This is a genomic window from Agromyces sp. NPDC057679 (assembly GCF_042799635.1).
Classification (GTDB): domain Bacteria; phylum Actinomycetota; class Actinomycetes; order Actinomycetales; family Microbacteriaceae; genus Agromyces.
On record NZ_JBHVIK010000002.1, the window covers coordinates 124,075 to 140,999 of the forward strand.

12 protein-coding genes are annotated in these 16,925 nt (G+C 69.1%); 6 read left to right on the forward strand and 6 right to left on the reverse strand.

Features of this window, described 5'->3' with window-relative positions; translation table 11 throughout:
* Positions 1-5 precede the first annotated feature (5 nt).
* The 5 genes from yidC to ACFVAJ_RS07490 all read left to right on the forward strand — a co-directional run bounded on the left by yidC (position 6) and on the right by ACFVAJ_RS07490 (position 7,052).
* A complete protein-coding gene (gene yidC / locus ACFVAJ_RS07470; RefSeq protein ID WP_376942702.1) occupies positions 6-971 on the forward strand; it encodes a membrane protein insertase YidC in 966 nt (321 codons plus the stop codon).
* A 2-nt stretch (positions 972-973) separates the two neighbouring features.
* Positions 974-1,474: a protein jag gene (locus ACFVAJ_RS07475; RefSeq protein WP_376942704.1), complete on the forward strand. Its 501-nt coding sequence runs from the start codon at positions 974-976 to the stop codon at positions 1,472-1,474.
* Positions 1,475-1,490: 16 nt separating this feature from the next.
* Positions 1,491-2,126 (forward strand): 16S rRNA (guanine(527)-N(7))-methyltransferase RsmG, encoded by a 636-nt coding sequence (rsmG, locus tag ACFVAJ_RS07480; RefSeq protein ID WP_376942706.1) that lies wholly within the window; start codon positions 1,491-1,493, stop codon positions 2,124-2,126.
* Positions 2,127-5,103: 2,977 nt separating this feature from the next.
* On the forward strand, positions 5,104-6,063 hold the full coding sequence (locus ACFVAJ_RS07485; protein ID WP_376944596.1) for a ParA family protein: 960 nt from the start codon (positions 5,104-5,106) through the stop codon (positions 6,061-6,063).
* A complete protein-coding gene (locus tag ACFVAJ_RS07490) occupies positions 6,063-7,052 on the forward strand; it encodes a ParB/RepB/Spo0J family partition protein (RefSeq protein WP_376942708.1) in 990 nt (329 codons plus the stop codon). Before ACFVAJ_RS07485 ends, ACFVAJ_RS07490 begins: the two co-directional genes overlap by 1 nt.
* A 108-nt stretch (positions 7,053-7,160) precedes the next feature.
* Here the strand turns inward: ACFVAJ_RS07490 and ACFVAJ_RS07495 are convergent, their stop codons facing one another.
* From ACFVAJ_RS07495 to ACFVAJ_RS07520, 6 genes are all read right to left on the reverse strand, one after another.
* Entirely contained in the window at positions 7,161-8,174 is a 1,014-nt protein-coding gene (locus ACFVAJ_RS07495) for an ATP-grasp domain-containing protein (protein WP_376942710.1), read from the reverse strand.
* Positions 8,175-8,213: 39 nt separating this feature from the next.
* A complete protein-coding gene (locus tag ACFVAJ_RS07500) occupies positions 8,214-9,566 on the reverse strand; it encodes a PLP-dependent aminotransferase family protein (RefSeq protein WP_376942712.1) in 1,353 nt (450 codons plus the stop codon).
* A gap of 113 nt (positions 9,567-9,679) precedes the next feature.
* Entirely contained in the window at positions 9,680-10,003 is a 324-nt protein-coding gene (trxA, locus tag ACFVAJ_RS07505; RefSeq protein ID WP_022889105.1) for a thioredoxin, read from the reverse strand.
* Between the two features lie 81 nt (positions 10,004-10,084).
* Positions 10,085-11,071 (reverse strand): thioredoxin-disulfide reductase, encoded by a 987-nt coding sequence (gene trxB / locus ACFVAJ_RS07510; RefSeq protein WP_376942714.1) that lies wholly within the window; start codon positions 11,069-11,071, stop codon positions 10,085-10,087.
* Between the two features lie 160 nt (positions 11,072-11,231).
* On the reverse strand, positions 11,232-12,848 hold the full coding sequence (gene murJ, locus ACFVAJ_RS07515) for a murein biosynthesis integral membrane protein MurJ (RefSeq protein WP_376942716.1): 1,617 nt from the start codon (positions 12,846-12,848) through the stop codon (positions 11,232-11,234).
* Positions 12,841-15,288 carry a DUF6049 family protein gene (locus ACFVAJ_RS07520; RefSeq protein WP_376942718.1) on the reverse strand — a complete coding sequence of 816 codons (2,448 nt, stop codon included), beginning with the start codon at positions 15,286-15,288 and terminating at the stop codon, positions 12,841-12,843. Before ACFVAJ_RS07520 ends, murJ begins: the two co-directional genes overlap by 8 nt.
* 115 nt (positions 15,289-15,403) lie before the next feature.
* On the opposite strand from ACFVAJ_RS07520, the gene ACFVAJ_RS07525 reads away from it, so the two are divergent.
* Positions 15,404-16,837 carry a CCA tRNA nucleotidyltransferase gene (locus ACFVAJ_RS07525; protein ID WP_376942720.1) on the forward strand — a complete coding sequence of 478 codons (1,434 nt, stop codon included), beginning with the start codon at positions 15,404-15,406 and terminating at the stop codon, positions 16,835-16,837.
* Positions 16,838-16,925 lie beyond the last annotated feature (88 nt).

Sequence of the window (16,925 nt, forward strand, 5' to 3'; positions counted from 1 at the left end):
GCCAAATGGACATCATCAGCCTGATTCTCTGGCCCATCAAGTGGGTCATCGAGCTGATCCTCGTTGCGTTCCACTCGCTGTGGACCTTCATCGGCATGGATCCCGACGGGGGTGTCACCTGGGTCCTCTCGATCGTCGGTCTGGTGATCGTCGTCCGAGCCGCGCTCATCCCGATCTTCGTCCGACAGATCAAGAGCCAGCGCCGCATGCTCGAGGTGGCGCCGCAGCTCAAGAAGATCCAGGACAAGTACAAGGGCAAGAAGGACCAGTACTCGCGCGAGGCCATGTCGCGCGAGACCATGGAGCTCTACAAGAAGACGGGCACCAACCCGCTCTCCTCGTGCCTCCCCCTGCTGCTGCAGATGCCGATCTTCTTCGGCCTCTTCTCGGTGCTCAACGACGCGCAGCACGACAAGGCCGGCGTCGGCGTCTTCACGCAGGAGCTTGCGAACTCGTTCGCCAACGCCGAGTTCCTCGGCGCCCCGCTGAAGGCGACCTTCATCGGCGAATGGAACCTCATGGTCGCCGGCGACGCCTTCAGCGTCAACGTGATGATCATCGCCCTCACGATGATCGTGCTCATGACCGCGTCGCAGTTCATCACGCAGCTGCAGATCGTCTCGAAGAACATGTCGCCCGAGACCAAGGCGAGCCCCATGTTCCGCCAGCAGCGCATCCTGCTGTACCTGCTCCCCCTGGTCTTCGCGTTCTCGGGCGTCGCCTTCCCGCTCGGCGTCATGTTCTACTGGCTCGTCTCGAACTTCTGGACCATGGGCCAGCAGTTCGTCGTCATCCGCAACATGCCGACGCCGGGCAGTGACGCCGCGAAGGCCCGCGAGGCCCGTCTCGCGAAGAAGGGCAAGCTCGTCGTCGAAGACAAGCCCGAAGGCGCCATCGCCGTCGAAGAGCCCAAGAAGACTCAGCGTCAGCAGCCCATCGGCAAGGCGCGCGCCAAGAAGCAGGGGAAGTAACCATGACCGACGTGCAGCACGACGCAGCAGCCGAGCGCTCGACCTCGCAGCTCGAAGAAGAGGGCGACATCGCCGCCGACTACATCGAGGAACTGCTCGACATCACCGACCTCGACGGTGACATCGACATCGATGCCCGCAACGGCCGCGCGTACATCTCGGTGAACGCCGGTGAGGGTGCGAACCTGAACCTGCTCTCGAAGCCCGACACCGTCAGCGCACTGCAGGAGCTCACCCGCCTCGCCGTGCAGACGAAGACCGGTGCCTTCTCGCGCCTGATCCTCGACATCGGCGGCTCGCGCGACGCGCGTCGTGACGAACTGGCTTCGCTGGTCACCCGTGCCGTCGAGCGCATCGAGGCCGGCGCGGCCGAAGCCTCGCTCCCCCCGATGTCGTCGTACGAGCGCAAGCTCGTGCACGACCTGGTGGCCGAGCACGGCTTCCACTCGGAGTCGCGCGGCGAGGGTGCCGATCGGCACACCGTCATCACCCGCGGCGCCTGAGGTCTCGCACGGAACGATGATCGACGGACTCGAACCCGAACCCGCCGCGGCCGCGGAACTCTTCGGACCGCACCTCGAGAAGGGGCGTGCCTTCACCACGGCGCTCGCGCGGCACGGTGAGGAGCTCGGGCTCATCGGTCCACTCGAACTCCCCCGGCTGTGGACGCGACACGTACTGAACAGTGCGCTCGTCGCGCCGCTGCTTCGACCCGGACGCGTGGGCGACGTCGGCTCGGGCGCAGGCCTCCCCGGTCTGGTGCTCGCGATCATGCGGCCTGACGTCGAGTTCACGCTGATCGAGCCGATGGAGCGCCGCGTCGCGTGGCTCGAGCGTCAGGCGGCGGAGCTGGAACTCGCGAACGTCACGGTCATTCGTGCCCGCGCCGAGGAATCGAAGCTCGGCGACTCGCTCGACCAGGTGACTGCACGGGCCGTGAGCGCGCTGCGCACCCTCATCCCGGTCACCGCTCCCCTGCTTCGTGCCGGCGGCGAGCTCGTGCTCATGAAGGGCGCAGGTGTCGACGGCGAGATCGGTGCGGCCGAGAAGGTCATCCGCAAGTACAAGCTGAGCGACGTCGAGGTTCTGGTCCTCGGCGAGGGAGTCGTCCCTGACTCCGAAGTGACCCGCGTCTTCCGCGCGAAGGTCGACTGACCCGGAGAAAGTCGTCGCCGGCCGCTGCGCCGATGTTTCACGTGAAACACTGCGTCGGGCCCGTGGATCGGAGTTGTACTCCGACCCCACGGGCCCGTTGTCGTCTGGGCGGTTCGTGGCGCGAGAAGGGTGCTGCGGCGACGTGCGCGATTCCTGTCGGCGTGATCGGGGACAGCCTGGTGGCGGTCGCCTTCCTCGCGGCCATCCGTCGTCGAGGTGCTCGCACCCCGGACTGCGTCGGTCCATCGGTATGACGCGTGGCGAAGGGGTCATGCGATCTGTGGCCGTCCACTCCCCTCCCTGCCTCGAACGTCGTAGGTCGAGCCCTCGCGCGAGCGATCCCCGCTGCGTTCTTCTGAACGTGACCGGCTGACGGCTCGCGGAGCAAGCGCGATCACATCGATTGCCGCAGCGGAAATTGAGCTGCGGGCAGCGACGTCGGTGTTCTCGACGGTTGAGAGACAGGGGACTCCGGATGCGGGGCATTGGGTGGTGAGGCGGATGGGCGCCATGAACGCGTCGGTTGGAATGGGCTCCTGCCACGTCGTGGTGCTCGAGCAGGCCTGGCGCGTGGTGAGACGCAGCACGACCGACCGGCGGAGACAGCAGCCGAGTTCATCGATGACAGGGCGCCACAGACTGTACGTGTCGAGGCCGCCCGCGATCGGCTGTGGGAGGAGTACTGGCCCGATCGCATCAACAGAGAACGCTCGAACTGCTCGCGCCCGGATGAGCCGACGATCGTCTGCCTCGGGCTCGCGGTCGGCGCTGCGGTGGTCCATCGCGATGGGCATGCGGTGTTGACGTGTGCTGTTGGGGTGCGGTCAGGCGGTGGAACTCACGTGGTGGTCGCGGCGGTCGATCATCAGGGTCGCCGCGGCGCCGTGGCGAAGGTCCCGCCAATCCACTCGAGGACCAAGATGGCGCGATCGTCGTGCCCGGCATCCTTCCGTTCGCTTGCTTCGCGGTTGCCTGATGGTGCAGGAGGGACGCCCGGCTCTGTCGCTGATGATCGGCTTGTCGCGTGGAGGTGCTTCGTGCACGAGAGCTCCGGCACGTGCGGCGCGCCCGCGGGCTCTGCCATCGAGTGGTTCGAGGCGTTGGAAGTGAGCCGAGGAGATGGTCATTGCAGCGCGCGGCTTGGGGTCGGATCAGGGGTGTGTCTCCGCAAGGCCCGTTGCCCGATCGAGGTACCGGCTGTGACGTGCGCGAGGGCCCTCACCGCCGCTCCCGGACCTCCTCATGGGCTCGCAGCCTGCGGAACTGGTGTGTCGGGAGCCGCCCGCCTTCGCGGAGGAGGGACGGGGGCGGCGGGAGTTCGTCGATGACTGGACGATCGCATCGGATCTGGACCGCCGGCGTCGATGACCTCGCACCGACCCGGTGAGACGAGGCTCCACCTCCTGTGCACGGGGATGGAAATCCAGCGGATGCGAGTTGAGGCGGTGCCCGAGGTCGCGCTCGAGACGACTTCTGCGTTGCTCAGGGCCCTCCCCTCCCGCGTCGCCCGCGACCGACCCGATCCTTCAGTTGTTCGGGCCGATCGAGCACGCGACACATCGACGATGTTTCACGTGAAACGTCAACGCGCCGCGCGGTGGGAACAGCCGTGGTCTCGTCGGCCGTCGTCGCGTAACGAGCACTCAGAGACACCCTGTCACTCGGGGCAGCCGTGCGCATGCTCGCGCAGCGCAGTGAGACTCGATCACGCATCCGGGCGATGAATCTCAGCGGTCGGCGGGAGGCCCGGGCATGGGCGCGAGCGCTCCAACACTCATCACCGTGGGCGCAGGGGTGGGAGCGCAGCCGCTCCCCCGAGCCTCACGGATGTTTCACGTGAAACGTCGAGGACCTGGATCAGCGGGAGGAGGCGTACTCAACTGCAACCGCTGCATGGTGCCGAACGGTGAGGCAACGGCGAAGCGAATGGCGCGCCGTTCTGCCGGAGCACGCCTGCAGGATGCCTTCATCGGCGGACGGGCACGATGCCGAAGCACCTTGGGCCGACCGACTCTTGGGGAACGGAGCGATGCGGAGCGCATGTGCGAGTGGGCAGCAGATGTTTCACGTGAAGCTTCGCGGGCACGCCTTGTCGGGAGCGGCCGCCGTCCATTTTCGGGCGCACGGTTGAGTTGCTCGATCGACATCCTCGATGGCGGCCTTTTCGACCGGCGCAAGTCAGTCGGGCCGGTTAGGCTTATCTCTCGGGTCGCGCCCGCGAAACTGGGCGCAGGCGCATCATCGGTTTGGAGCAGAGGGCATGACACCTGGCGGGGGACGTGGATGGTTTCATCGCAAACGCCCCCACCAGAACGACGCCGCTGCAGACCTGAACACCGCGGATGACTCGTCGGTCGTACCCGACCCGGTCGTTGCCGCCGCTCCCGCCGCGGGCGTCGAGGCCCCGATCGCTCCGGCTGATCAGGCGAGCAACGGATCGGCACCCTCGTCGCTGAATGACGAGTCAACTGAGCAGACCCGGCTGCAGACCCAGGGCACCTCGGCGGGCATCGACTGGGACGCCGCGACGGCCGCGGCGCTCTCGGATGATCCGGTGGAGGGCGGCGCATCGACGGTGTATGCCGTTGAGCACGCGCATGGGCCCGATCGGCTGCTCGAAGATCTCATTCGCGAGATCGTCGGCGACGCCGCGGTCGATACCGCCACTGCCCTGCAGACCGCGCCGGTCGCGGTGCAGCAGCATGTGGATGAGGTCGTGACAGCAGCGGAAACGAGCAGTGCAGCGACTCCCCTCAGTGATGAGAGCACGATCGGCGACCCGCGTCAGACGCTGGAGGATCCGCAGCACGCCGGGTCCACGCCGTCGATGTCTTCGCTCTCGAACCTGACACCGCCCGCGGTGGAGCAGCCTGAGGTCGAGCTCACTGGAGCCACAACGGGAGACTCCATTGCGAACGCAGAGGATGAGCTCGTCGAGCCCGCAGAAATTTCTCCGGCTTCGCCGGTGCAGACCACCATGGAGTCGGCGGTGCCCGCACCGGTCCAGCCGGCCGAAGCCCCCGATGTTTCACGTGAAACATCGATCGATCACGGAGGAACTCCCCTGGCCTACGAACTTGCCGATGAAACGCGTCGGCGCATCGCGCTCGAGGAATCGGTGCTGCCGTTGCCGCCCGCTACACGCGTGCTCACGATCTCGAACCAGAAGGGCGGCGTCGGCAAGACGACCACCGCGGTGAACTTGGCCGCGGCGCTCGCCCGCTCGGGCGCGAAGGTGCTGGTCATCGATCTCGACCCGCAGGGCAACGCCTCGACTGCACTCGGCGTCGACCACCGTTCTGAGCAGAAGAGCGTCTACGAGGTACTCGTCGCCGACCTCCCGCTGGCCGAGGTCATCCGGCCGTCGACCGAACACGAGCGGCTCGACTGCGTTCCGGCGACCATCCACCTCGCCGGAGCCGAGATCGAACTCGTCTCGCTCGTGGCCCGTGAGCAGCGCTTGCGCCGTGCACTCGACACGCACCTCGCAACGATGGAGCGTCCCTACGACTACGTCTTCATCGACTGCCCGCCTTCGCTGGGCTTGCTGACGATCAACGCCTTCGTCGCGGCGCGCGAGGTGCTCATCCCCATCCAGTGCGAGTACTACGCGCTCGAAGGCCTCTCGCAGCTGCTCAGCAACATCGAGTTGATCGAGAAGCATCTGAATCCCGAGCTCCGTCTCTCCACGATCCTGCTGACGATGTACGACTCCCGCACCAACCTCGCCCAGCAGGTCGCTCAGGAGGTGCGCGACCATTTCCCGGTCCAGACGCTGCAGACCATCATTCCGCGGTCGGTGCGCGTCTCCGAAGCTCCCAGCTACGGCCAGAGCGTCATCAGCTACGACTTCGCCTCGACCGGATCCCTGTCTTACCGAGAAGCCGCCGCCGAGATCGCCCGTCGCGGCGCGGCCACCCCTGAGGAGTCGAACTGATGGCAAGCAAGCGAACTGGACTCGGCCGTGGCATCGGCGCGCTGATTCCGAGTGGTGACGACGCGACGCGGGCGAGCCGCCCGGTCGACGTGTTCTTCCCTGACTCCGACACCGCCACATCCTCCTCCCCCGTCGCGGTCGCGGTCGTCGAGCAGGCTGCCGAGACCGAGGGTCTCGTCGCGGTGCCCGGCGCGCGCCTCGCGCGCCTCGATCCGAACGACATCGTGCCGAACGCGGTGCAGCCGCGAAGTGTGTTCGACCCCGAAGACCTCGCCGAGCTCGTGCACAGCGTCCGCGAGTTCGGGGTGCTGCAGCCGATCGTCGTTCGCCCGCACCCCGACCAGGCCGGCAAGTACGAGCTCGTCATGGGCGAGCGACGACTCCGTGCGACCAAGGCCGCCGGCCTCGACACGATCCCGGCGGTCGTCAAGGACACCGCGAACGAGGACATGCTGCGCGATGCGCTCCTCGAGAACCTCCACCGTTCGCAGCTCAATCCCCTCGAAGAGGCGTCGGCCTACCAGCAGCTGCTCTCGGATTTCGGCATCACGCAGGAGCAGCTCGCCACCCGCATCGGTCGCTCGCGACCGCAGATCTCGAACACCCTCCGACTGCTGAAGCTGCCCGAGCCGGTTCAGCTTCGCGTCGCCGCCGGTGTGCTGACGGCGGGTCACGCTCGCGCGATCCTCTCGGTCGGTGACACCGAGGAGATGCAGCGCTTCGCCGACAAGATCGTGAACGAGGAGCTGTCGGTTCGGGCGGCCGAGTCGATCGCCACCAAGGAGCCGAAGCCGTCGCGACTCAAGCCATCTGCTGGCAAGCGGCAGGACTTCCTCGACGACCTGGCGACCCGACTCGGTGATCGCCTCAACACTCGGGTGAAGATCGCGCTCGGCGCTCGAAAAGGCCAGATCAGCATTGATTTCGCGACGGTCCAGGACTTGCGTCGCATCCTGAGCGAGCTCGGCGAGGAACTCGACGGGGTCTGATCGCGATTTCGTCGCAGAATCGCTCCTGACGAACTGAAATCGTAGATTTCGAGCGTCCGGAGACACGAGAACGGGGGTGGCCACGGCCACCCCCGTTCGTCGTTCAGCTCAACTTTCGGACGAGTCCGAACCCGAGTCCGAATCCGCCGACGCGACCGAGCCCGAAACCGACCGAGCGTGCGCGGTGCGGACGAGCTGTCCGTAGATCGACGCCGCGTCCGATCCGGATGCCTCGATCGCGAGGGGCACGAGCGAGGTCTCGGTGAGACCCGGCAGCACGTTCGCCTCGAGGAACCACGGGGTGCCCGAGGCATCCACGATGAAGTCGATGCGAGAGAGGTCGCGCAGGCCGAGGGTGCGGTGCGCGACGACCGCCGCCTCAGTCACGGCCGCGAGCTCGGCCTCGCCGAGTCGCGACGGCGTGTAGAAGGTGGTCTCCCCCGCGTTGTAGCGAGCCTGGAATCCGTAGATGCCCGTGGTCGGCTCGATCTCGACGGCGGGCAACGTGGTGGGGCCGTCACCCGCATCGATGACGGTCACGGCGATCTCGGTGCCGACGACGCGTCGTTCGACGACGGCGACGTCGGCGTAGGTGAACGCCTCCACCATGGCTCGGGGAAGCTCGTCGGTCGTCTCGACGATGGTCACGCCCTGTGCCGATCCGCCCGAGGCCGGCTTCACGACGAGTTCGCCGTCGAGCTTCTCGCGCACGACGCGCAGCACGCTCGAGGCGCCGAGCTCGCGGAATGCCTCGTGCGACAGCACGATCGACTCGGGCACGGCGACCCCGGCTTCGGCGAGCAGCGAACTCGCGACGGGCTTCGACCAGGCGCGCCGCGCGGCCTGCCCTGACGAACCCACGGTCGCGACGCCGAGCGCCGCGAGCAGGTCGAGCAGCGAACCGTCCTCACCGCTCGACCCGTGCAGCGCGGGGAACACGACGTCGGGTCGCTCGGCAGCGAGGTAGGGCAGCAGCCCGGCGTCGGGATCGCGCAGCGTCACTCGGTGCCCGGCCGCGGTCAGGGCGTCGGCGACGCGACGACCCGAACGCAGCGAGACATCCCGTTCATGCGAGATGCCACCCGCGAGAACGACGACGTGCAATCCGTTGGATTCGCTCATGATCAGGGATTCTCCGCTCAGCGAGGTTGGGATCGAGGGCTACTTGAGGTCGGACGGCGGAGCGGACTCGAAGCCCGCGCTCGGCGGCAGCTGCAGCGTTCCCGTGCCGGCGAAGGTGTCGAGCAGGTCGAGTTCGCCGTTCACGACGGTCGCGAGGCGACGGATGCCGAGCCGGATCGCGTCGGGCGTCGGATAGCAGAACGACAACCGCATCGCGTGGCGGCCGCGGCCGTCGGCGAAGAAGGCGGTGCCGGGCGTGTACGCGACGAGCTCCTTCACCGCACGCGGCAGCATCTGCTTCGAGTCGAGCACGTCGGGCATGGTGACCCAGACGTAGAAGCCGCCGTTCGGGTTCGTCCACGAGAGCTGCGGCAGGTACTCCCCCAGCGCCTCGATCATCGCGTCCTTGCGTTCGCGGTAGACACCGCGGAAGGTATCGATCTGCGCGCGCCAGTCGGCGGTGGCCAGGTACTCGGAGACGACGAGCTGGCTGAATGACGACGGCGAGAGGATCGCCGACTCAGCGGCGAGGATGAGCTTCTCACGGATCGCGTGCGGCGCCAGCGCCCAGCCGACCCGGAAGCCCGGCGCGAGGGTCTTCGAGAAGGAGCCGAGGTAGATGACGCCATCGGCATCGAGCGAGCGCAAGGCGTTCGGCGCCGGCTCGTCGAAGTGCAGCAGGCCGTACGGGTTGTCCTCGAGCACGAGGATCTCGTTCGAGCGGCAGATTTCGAGGATCTCGGGGCGGCGCTCGGCGGAGAGCGTGACGCCGGCCGGGTTGTGGAAGTTCGGGATCGTGTAGAGGAACTTGATGCGCCGGCCCTGGCCGCGCAGGTGCGCGATGGTCTGGCGGAGTGCCTCGGGGATGAGGCCGTTCTCGTCCATCGCGACGTGCATCACGCTCGCCTGGTACGAGCGGAACACGCCCATCGCGCCGACGTAGGACGGCGCCTCGGCGAGCACCACGTCGCCGGGGTCGAGGAAGAGCTTCGCGACGAGGTCGAGCGCCTGCTGCGAGCCCGTCGCCGTCACGACGTCGTCGACCGCTCCGCGGATTCCCTCGATGGCCATGACCTCGAGAATCTGCTCGCGAAGCGCGGGAATCCCCTGACCAGAGCCGTATTGCAGTGCAGTCGGGCCCTGCTCGCGCATGACCTTGTCCATCGAGGAGACGATCAGATCCTGCGGGAGGGCGGAGACGAACGGCATGCCGCCGGCGAGCGAGACCACCTCGGGGCGCGACGCGACGGCGAACAGGGCTCGAACCTCGGAGGCGGCCAGGCCGGCGGCTCGCTCGGCGTAGTTCGCGTACCAGGGGTCGAGGTTGTTGCCGGTCCGCTGGGGGACGCCGTCAGAGGTCACTGCGAGTTCCGTTCTGCTCGGGATTTCCATGCTAGTTGCCGGTGAACCGGCGAAATGACGGATGCCACGTGGCATCCGCCGTGGGGATGCGAAAGACCCGCCCGGCATTCGCCGGACGGGTCTTCGTACGAATCGACCGCCGACTACGCGATGTAGGCGGCGAGGTCGGCCTCGAGGGCCGGCTTCGGCTTGGCGCCGACGAAGCTCTGCACGACTTCGCCGCCCTTGAACACCTTGAACGCCGGGATCGCGGTGATCTGGTACTTCATGGCGAGGTTCGGGTGCTCGTCGACGTTGAGCTTGACGATGTCGATCTTGTCGGCGTGCTCGGTCGCGATCTGGTCGAGGATCGGGCTGACGGCGCGGCACGGGCCGCACCACTCGGCCCAGAAGTCGACGATGACGGGCTTGTCGTTGTTGAGGACCTCCTGCTCGAAGGTGGCCTCGGTCACTGCACGTGCGGACATTGCGTTCTCCTTAGTGGAAGCGTGGAAGCTGGGTGGGATCCGGTGACGCGGAACCCCGGTGGGATGCCGCGTGTCGGGCGTCTATTCGGCCGCGACGCCGGCGAGCTCGGGGGCGGCCACTGGAGCAGCCTCCTCGTCGTCGCCCGACTCGAGCGCGGCGAGGTAGTGCTCGGCGTCGAGGGCCGCTGCGGCGCCCGAACCTGCTGCGGTGATCGCCTGGCGGTAGCTGGGGTCGATGACGTCGCCCGCGGCGAACACGCCGGTCACGCTCGTGCGGGAGCTGCGCCCGTCGACCGCGATGGTGCCCTCGGCGGTCAGGTCGAGCTTGCCGTGTACGAGGTGGGTGCGGGGGTCGTTGCCGATCGCGACGAACAGTCCGTCGAGGTCGAGGCCGCGCTCCTCGCCGTTCACGGTGTCGCGCAGGGTGACGCCGGTGACGGCCTCGGTGCCGTGGATCGCCGCGATCTCGGCGTTCCAGATGAACTCGATCTTCTCGTTGTCGAAGGCGCGCTGCTGCATGATCTTCGAGGCCTTGAGGGTGTCGCGGCGGTGGATCACGTAGACCTTGTCGGCGAAGCGCGTGAGGAAGGTCGCCTCCTCCATCGCCGAGTCGCCGCCGCCGACGACCGCGATCGTCTTCTGGCGGAAGAAGAAGCCGTCGCAGGTCGCGCACCACGAGAGGCCGTGGCCCGACAGCACCTCTTCTTCGGGCAGGCCGAGCTTGCGGTAGGCCGAGCCCGTCGCGTAGATGACCGCTGCGGCCTCGTGGGTCTCGCCGTTGCCGAGCTTGACACGCTTGACCGGTCCGTCGAGCTCGAGCTCGACGACGTCGTCATAGACGACCTCGGTGCCGAAGCGCTCGGCCTGCTGCTGGAAGTTCGTCATCAGGTCGGGACCCATGATGCCCTCGGGGAACCCGGGGTAGTTCTCGACCTCGGTGGTGTTCATGAGCTCGCCGCCGATCTCGACCGAGCTCGCGATGAGCAGGGGTTTCAGCTGCGCGCGGGCGGCGTAGATCGCGGCGGTGAAGCCGGCCGGGCCCGAACCGATGATGATGATGTCGCGCAACGATGCTCCTTGATGCTCTCAGCGGTGCGTCAGTGATGCGGCCCCCGGAGATTCCGGAGGTCACGCCATGGTCAACACAGTCTAGGCGCCCGGTATTCCGGCCGCCTGAGCGCGCGCAGTGTGTGACGGATGCCTCGGGCGACCCCGATCGCGGAGCGGCTCAGCGTCGGCGGAGGCGGGTGAGGAGCGGCTCGGCGAAGCCGCGCAGTTCGGGCGAGCGCAGCAGCCAGAGACCGCCGAAGTAGAGCCCGGTCATGACCACACCGATGATCGCCATGGAGACGATCGCGCCCACGCGGCTCGAGACTGCGAAGCCTCCCTCGCTCGTACCGCCGAGGGCGACGAGGAGCACCAGGCCGACGATCACGGGGGCCACGAGCGCGACGAGCGAACGGAAGAGCGCACGGCCGATGCGGCGGCCGTCGAGCGTGCCGAGGCGGCGGCGCAGCAGCACCGTCGCGAGGGTGAACTGGGCGACCACGGCAAGTGTCGTCGCGAGGGCGACGCCGACACCGATCCAGGCGATCGGAAGGAGGAGGCACGCGAACGCGGCGATCGAGAACACGATCACCTGGAACAGCGTGAAGAAGAACGGGGTGCGTGTGTCGTTCAGTGCGTAGAAGGTGCGCTGCACGACGAAGAGCAGGCTGAAGGCCACGAGGCCGATCGCGAGCGCGATCAGGATGTTGCCGATGGCGGACGCTGCCGCGAATCCGGACTGGAAGACCGCGCCGAAGGGGTAGGCGACGACGATGAGTCCGGCGGCGGCGAGGGCGAGGATCACGAGCACGCCGCGCAGGGCGCTCGAGAGGTCGTTCCGCACCTCGTCGAGATTCTCGATGGCCGCGTGCTCGCTCATGCGGGTGAAGTACGCGGTGGCGATCGAGACGGTGATGACCGAGTGGGGCAGCATGAACACCAGCCATGCGGTGTCGAAGGCGGCGACCGAGGCACCCTGACCGGTCGCGACGAAGAGCACGCGCGTCTGCACGATGCCGGCGAGGGTCGTCAGCAGGAGCATGCCGAACGTCCATCCGGCGAGCTTGCCCGCAGTACGCAGTCCGACGCCGCGCCACGCGAAGTCGGGTCGGTAGCGGAGCCCGACGCGACGCCAGAACCAGAACAGCACGACCGCCTGGACGACGATGCCGAGCGTCGCCGAGCCCGCGAGCAGGACGACCATGCCTCCGGTCCAGTCGCCGACGTCGCGAAGACCGTCGGGGTCGAAGCCGAAGGCGAACCCGAATGCCACGAGCCCGGCGATCGCGACGACGTTGTTCAACACAGGCACCCAGGTGAACGGGCCGAAGCTGCGACGTGCGTTGAGCACCTCGCCGAGCAGGGTGTAGAGGCCGTAGAAGAAGATCTGGGGCATGCACCACCAGGCGAACGCGATGGCGAGCGGCAGGATGTCGGCGTTCGAGCCGGCGTAGAGCGAGGTGAGGAGCGGCGCGGCCGCGGTGGCGAGCACGGTGGCGCCGAGCAGGATCACCATCGCAAGGGTGAGGAGTTTGTTGATGTAGGCGCCGCCGCCGTCTGCGTGGGTCGAGGCCCGGACGATCTGCGGCACGAGCACCGCGCTGAGCACACCGCCCGCGACGATCACGTACACGGTGTTCGGCAGGCCGTTCGCGACCGCGAACGCATCGGCGCTGACCGACGGCACCACGCCGATGGTGGCGGCGAGCACGATCGCTTTCACGAAGCCGAGGATGCGGGAGACGAGCGTCCCCGATGCGAGGAACAGGCTCGCGCGGCCGATACGGTCGTCAGTCACGCTTCGGGTCCTCGGGGTCGGAGTCGGGTTCGGTGTGCTCGACGGCGTCGGCAGTGTGCGCCGGAGCATCCGTCGTGTCGAGCGGCTCGGTCGTCTCGACCGCTTCTGCCTCATCGGGGGCGGCGGTTCCGGCCGCATCCGCCGCGCGCTGCTTGCGGCGACGGCGGATGTTGCGCCAGATCCCGAAGCCGAAGAAGAGCACCAGCGCGGTCGCGAGGATGCCGGCGCCGAGGCCCTCCCAGTCGGCCTGCACGTTGCCGGTGATGAAGACGGTGCGCCCGACGGAGACTCCGGTCGGAGACGAGAGGGAGATCGCGATGGTCACCTCGCCGCGTCCGACGCCCGCGGTGATCGGCACCTGCACGGTGCTGCGGGACTCGGCGGGGATGTTCGCGGTGACGCTCTCCTCGACCACGAGTCGGCCGTTCGACGGGTCTGCCGAGACGATCACGGTCACCGGGTACGGAAGCGCGTTCAGCACCGTCACGGGCAGTGGCGTCTCGCGGGCGAAGATGTTGACGCTCGAGGAGGGCACGACCGACACGGATTCGGTCGTCGCGCGGCGCGCGGTGAGCCATTCGGCGACCGCGGTCTCCCACGCCGCCCGGTCGGAGAGCCAGGCCACATCGAGCATCGCGAGGAGGTCGCGGCGGACCGGGTCGTTCAGCAGCGCAGGGTCGTCGAGCACCGTCGAGAACTCGGCGACCGAGTCCGCGGCAGCGAGCATCCGCTGGGCGGAGTCGACGCGAGAGGCGTCCTCGGCGAGGTCGACGAGCGCGCGGGACGTCGGCGGGGCGCCGATCGCCTCGGCCAGGCCCGCGGTTCGTGCCGAGGATGCGCCGGTCAGCTCATCGAGCGTCGCGGCCACCCGGGTCGAGTGGTCCCCCGCGTCGCGGCCGAAGGTCGCGAGCAGCGCCGAGGGTGAATCGCCCGAATCGAGTGCGAGTTCGGCGAGGAGGTGTCCGGTCGCCGAGCGCCACTCCGTGTCGGAGTCGGCGACGGATGCCTCGCGCAGCGGCGCGGTCAGCCGTGCGTCGGCGACGACGGCGGTCGAGCCGTCGATCGAGGCGGCGGCGCCGACGCGGCCGCCGGGGGCGGTGACGTTGCCGGGCGACAGGATGGCCGTCGTGAGCCCCGCCGCGTCGAGCACGGCCAGATCGCCTGCGGCGACGGTGTCGTCGGCGGGCCAGGCGATGTCCGTCCGCGTGTAGGGCCAGTCGAGCAGCATCTCGGTGCTCGGCACCTCGCCTGGGGCGGGCGGAGTGGGTTCGGGCTCGGCGGTTTCGCCGGGAGCGGGCGTCGCCGTGGCGCCGTCGGCCGGCGCCACGGTCTCGCTCGCCGGGTCGCCATCGCCCTCGGGCGCGGGCTGCTCGGGGAAGTCGGCGGGGTCGAGCACGTCGACGAAGCCGGTCGGCGCGAGCAGGTCGTCGAGGCCGAGCTGCGCCTGCAGCGCGACGTCGGCGTCTGCATACGCGAGCGGGAATATCTCATTGCCGGCCTGGCCGAGCCGGTCCAGCCACTCGACGGCCGACGCGGGCGCGGAGCTGCCGAGCACCCGGATCGAGGCGATGATGCGGGGGTCGACGCCGATCGCGACCGGTCGCCCGGCGACCGCGTCGAGCTGCCGGTCGAGGAGACCGAGCGGCGAGGTCCACTCCTCGAGCGTCTCGGCATCGAACAGCCCGGAGGAGCTCGCGGGCACCGTGAGCGGGTAGACGAGCGCGACCGACGTGGCGCTCGTGGCCGGTGCCGCGGACGTGGCGAAGGCGTCGGTGCCGGAGGCGACGAGCATGTCGTCGACCACGAGTTCCGCGCCGAGCCCGAGGACGGGTGCGTCGCCGGCAGCGGCGATCGCCGAAGCCGGCACGGTGAAGGAGACGAGGGTGCTCGATCCCGCCGGGACCGGTCGGGTCTCGGCCTCGCCGAGCGCAACGCCGTCGGGGGCGGTGCCCTCGTCGGTCGCGCCGGCACTCGCCAGCCAGGCGTCGAGCTCGTCGGAGTCGTCGATGTCGCCGTCGGCGCGGGTGAGACGCAGAGTGCCGGCGGCGAGGGCCTCGGCGGTGGCGTTCTCGACCTCGACCTGCACCGTCAGCGGCTGCCCGGCGGTGACCGTCGTCGCGCTCGCAGGCGCGACGTGCAGTGCGATCCCCTCCGGGTCCTCCGCGGGGGCCTGAATCGGGACCGGGGCGGCGCGGCGTTCGCCGTCGGGCCCGCCCGCGACGGCCAGCGCACCGAGCGGTGCGGCGACCACCGCGCACACCGCGGCGGCGGCGATGCCCAGCGCGACGCCGCGACGGCGTCCGGTGCCGGTCGTTCGCGCCGATGCGTGCGCCGCGTCGCCCGAGTGAACGGCCCGCCCCGTGGCATCCGCCTCGCCCACCGACGCCGTCGCCGGAAGCCGATCGCCGCGCGCGCGCGCAGGAGTCGAGTCGGCTGCCATGCAGGCGATTCTACGGTGACCGAGCCCGGCATCCGCTCGACGCGTTCCCGCCCGGCAACCGCTCCCCGCGCCGCCGACCCCGCCCGCTGAACATGGCCCGCTTAACATGGGAGGCATGCAGAGTGTCGCCGCAGCCCTCGACCGCCTGGCCGAGGCGGCGGCTTCGCCGACCGTCGCGAAGCTCGCCGCGGCGTTCGAGCAGGCGGGCCATGAACTGGCGCTCGTCGGGGGCCCCGTCCGCGACGCGTTCCTCGGCCGCGCGATGAACGACCTCGATTTCACGACGGATGCCACGCCCGACGAGATCCTCGCGATCGTCAAGCCGATCGCCGAGGCCCACTGGGACATCGGCCGTGCCTTCGGCACGATCGGCGCGAAGGTGGCCGGCGAGACGGTCGAGATCACGACCTACCGGGCCGACGCGTACGACGGCGACTCGCGCAAGCCCGAGGTGGTCTTCGGCGACTCGCTCGAGGCCGACCTCACCCGGCGCGACTTCACCGTGAACGCGCTCGCGCTGCGGCTGCCCCAGCTCGAACTCGTCGACCCGTCGGGCGGCGTCGAAGACCTCGTCGCGAAGGTGCTGCGCACCCCGGCCTCCCCCGAGCAGTCGTTCGGCGACGACCCGCTGCGCATGCTCCGTGCCGCGCGATTCGCCTCGCAGCTCGGATTCGAGGTCGAGGACGCCACGACGCAGGCGCTGAGCGACCTCGCCCCCGAGATCGACCGCATCTCGGCCGAGCGCGTGCGCGACGAGCTCGCCAAGCTGCTGCTCACCGATGCGCCGCGACCCGGGCTCCGCCTCCTCGTCGACTCGGGGCTCGCCGCCCGGGTGCTGCCCGAGCTGCCCGCGCTGCGCCTCGAACGCGACGAGCACCACCGCCATAAGGACGTGTACGAGCACAGCCTCATCGTGCTCGAACAGGCCATCGACTACGAGCGCGAGCGCGACGTGCCGGGTCGCCCCGACCTCGTGCTCCGGCTCGCGGCGCTGCTGCACGACATCGGCAAGCCGGCGACGCGCCGCTACGAGCCGGGCGGCGCCGTGAGCTTCTACCACCACGACGTGGTCGGTGCGAAGCTCGCCCGCAAGCGCCTGCGCGCACTGCGCTTCGACAACGACACGGTCGCCGCGGTCTCGCGCCTCATCGAGCTGCACCTGCGGTTCTTCGGCTACACCGACGGCGCGTGGACGGACTCGGCCGTGCGCCGCTACGTGCGCGACGCGGGCGATGCCCAGCAGCTCGAGCGGCTGCACATCCTCTCCCGCGCCGACGTCACGACCCGCAACCGGCGCAAGGCCGACCAGCTCGCGTTCGCCTACGACGACCTCGAGGAGCGCATCGCCGTGCTCGCCGAAGAGGAGGAGCTCGCCGCGGTGCGGCCCGAGCTCGACGGCCAGCAGATCATGAAGCTGCTCGACATCAAGCCGGGACCCGTCGTCGGCGAGGCCTACAAGTACCTGCTCGAGGTGCGGCTCGACGAAGGCCCCATCGGTGAGGATGCCGCGGCCGATCGCCTGCGCGCCTGGTGGGCCGCTCGCGAGTGACCGTGGACCGGGCCGCGCGCGTGCTCGCCTTCGCCGCCTCTCGGCGGAGTTCGAGGCATCCTCGCTGTCGAATGGCGCGAGCGCGGGG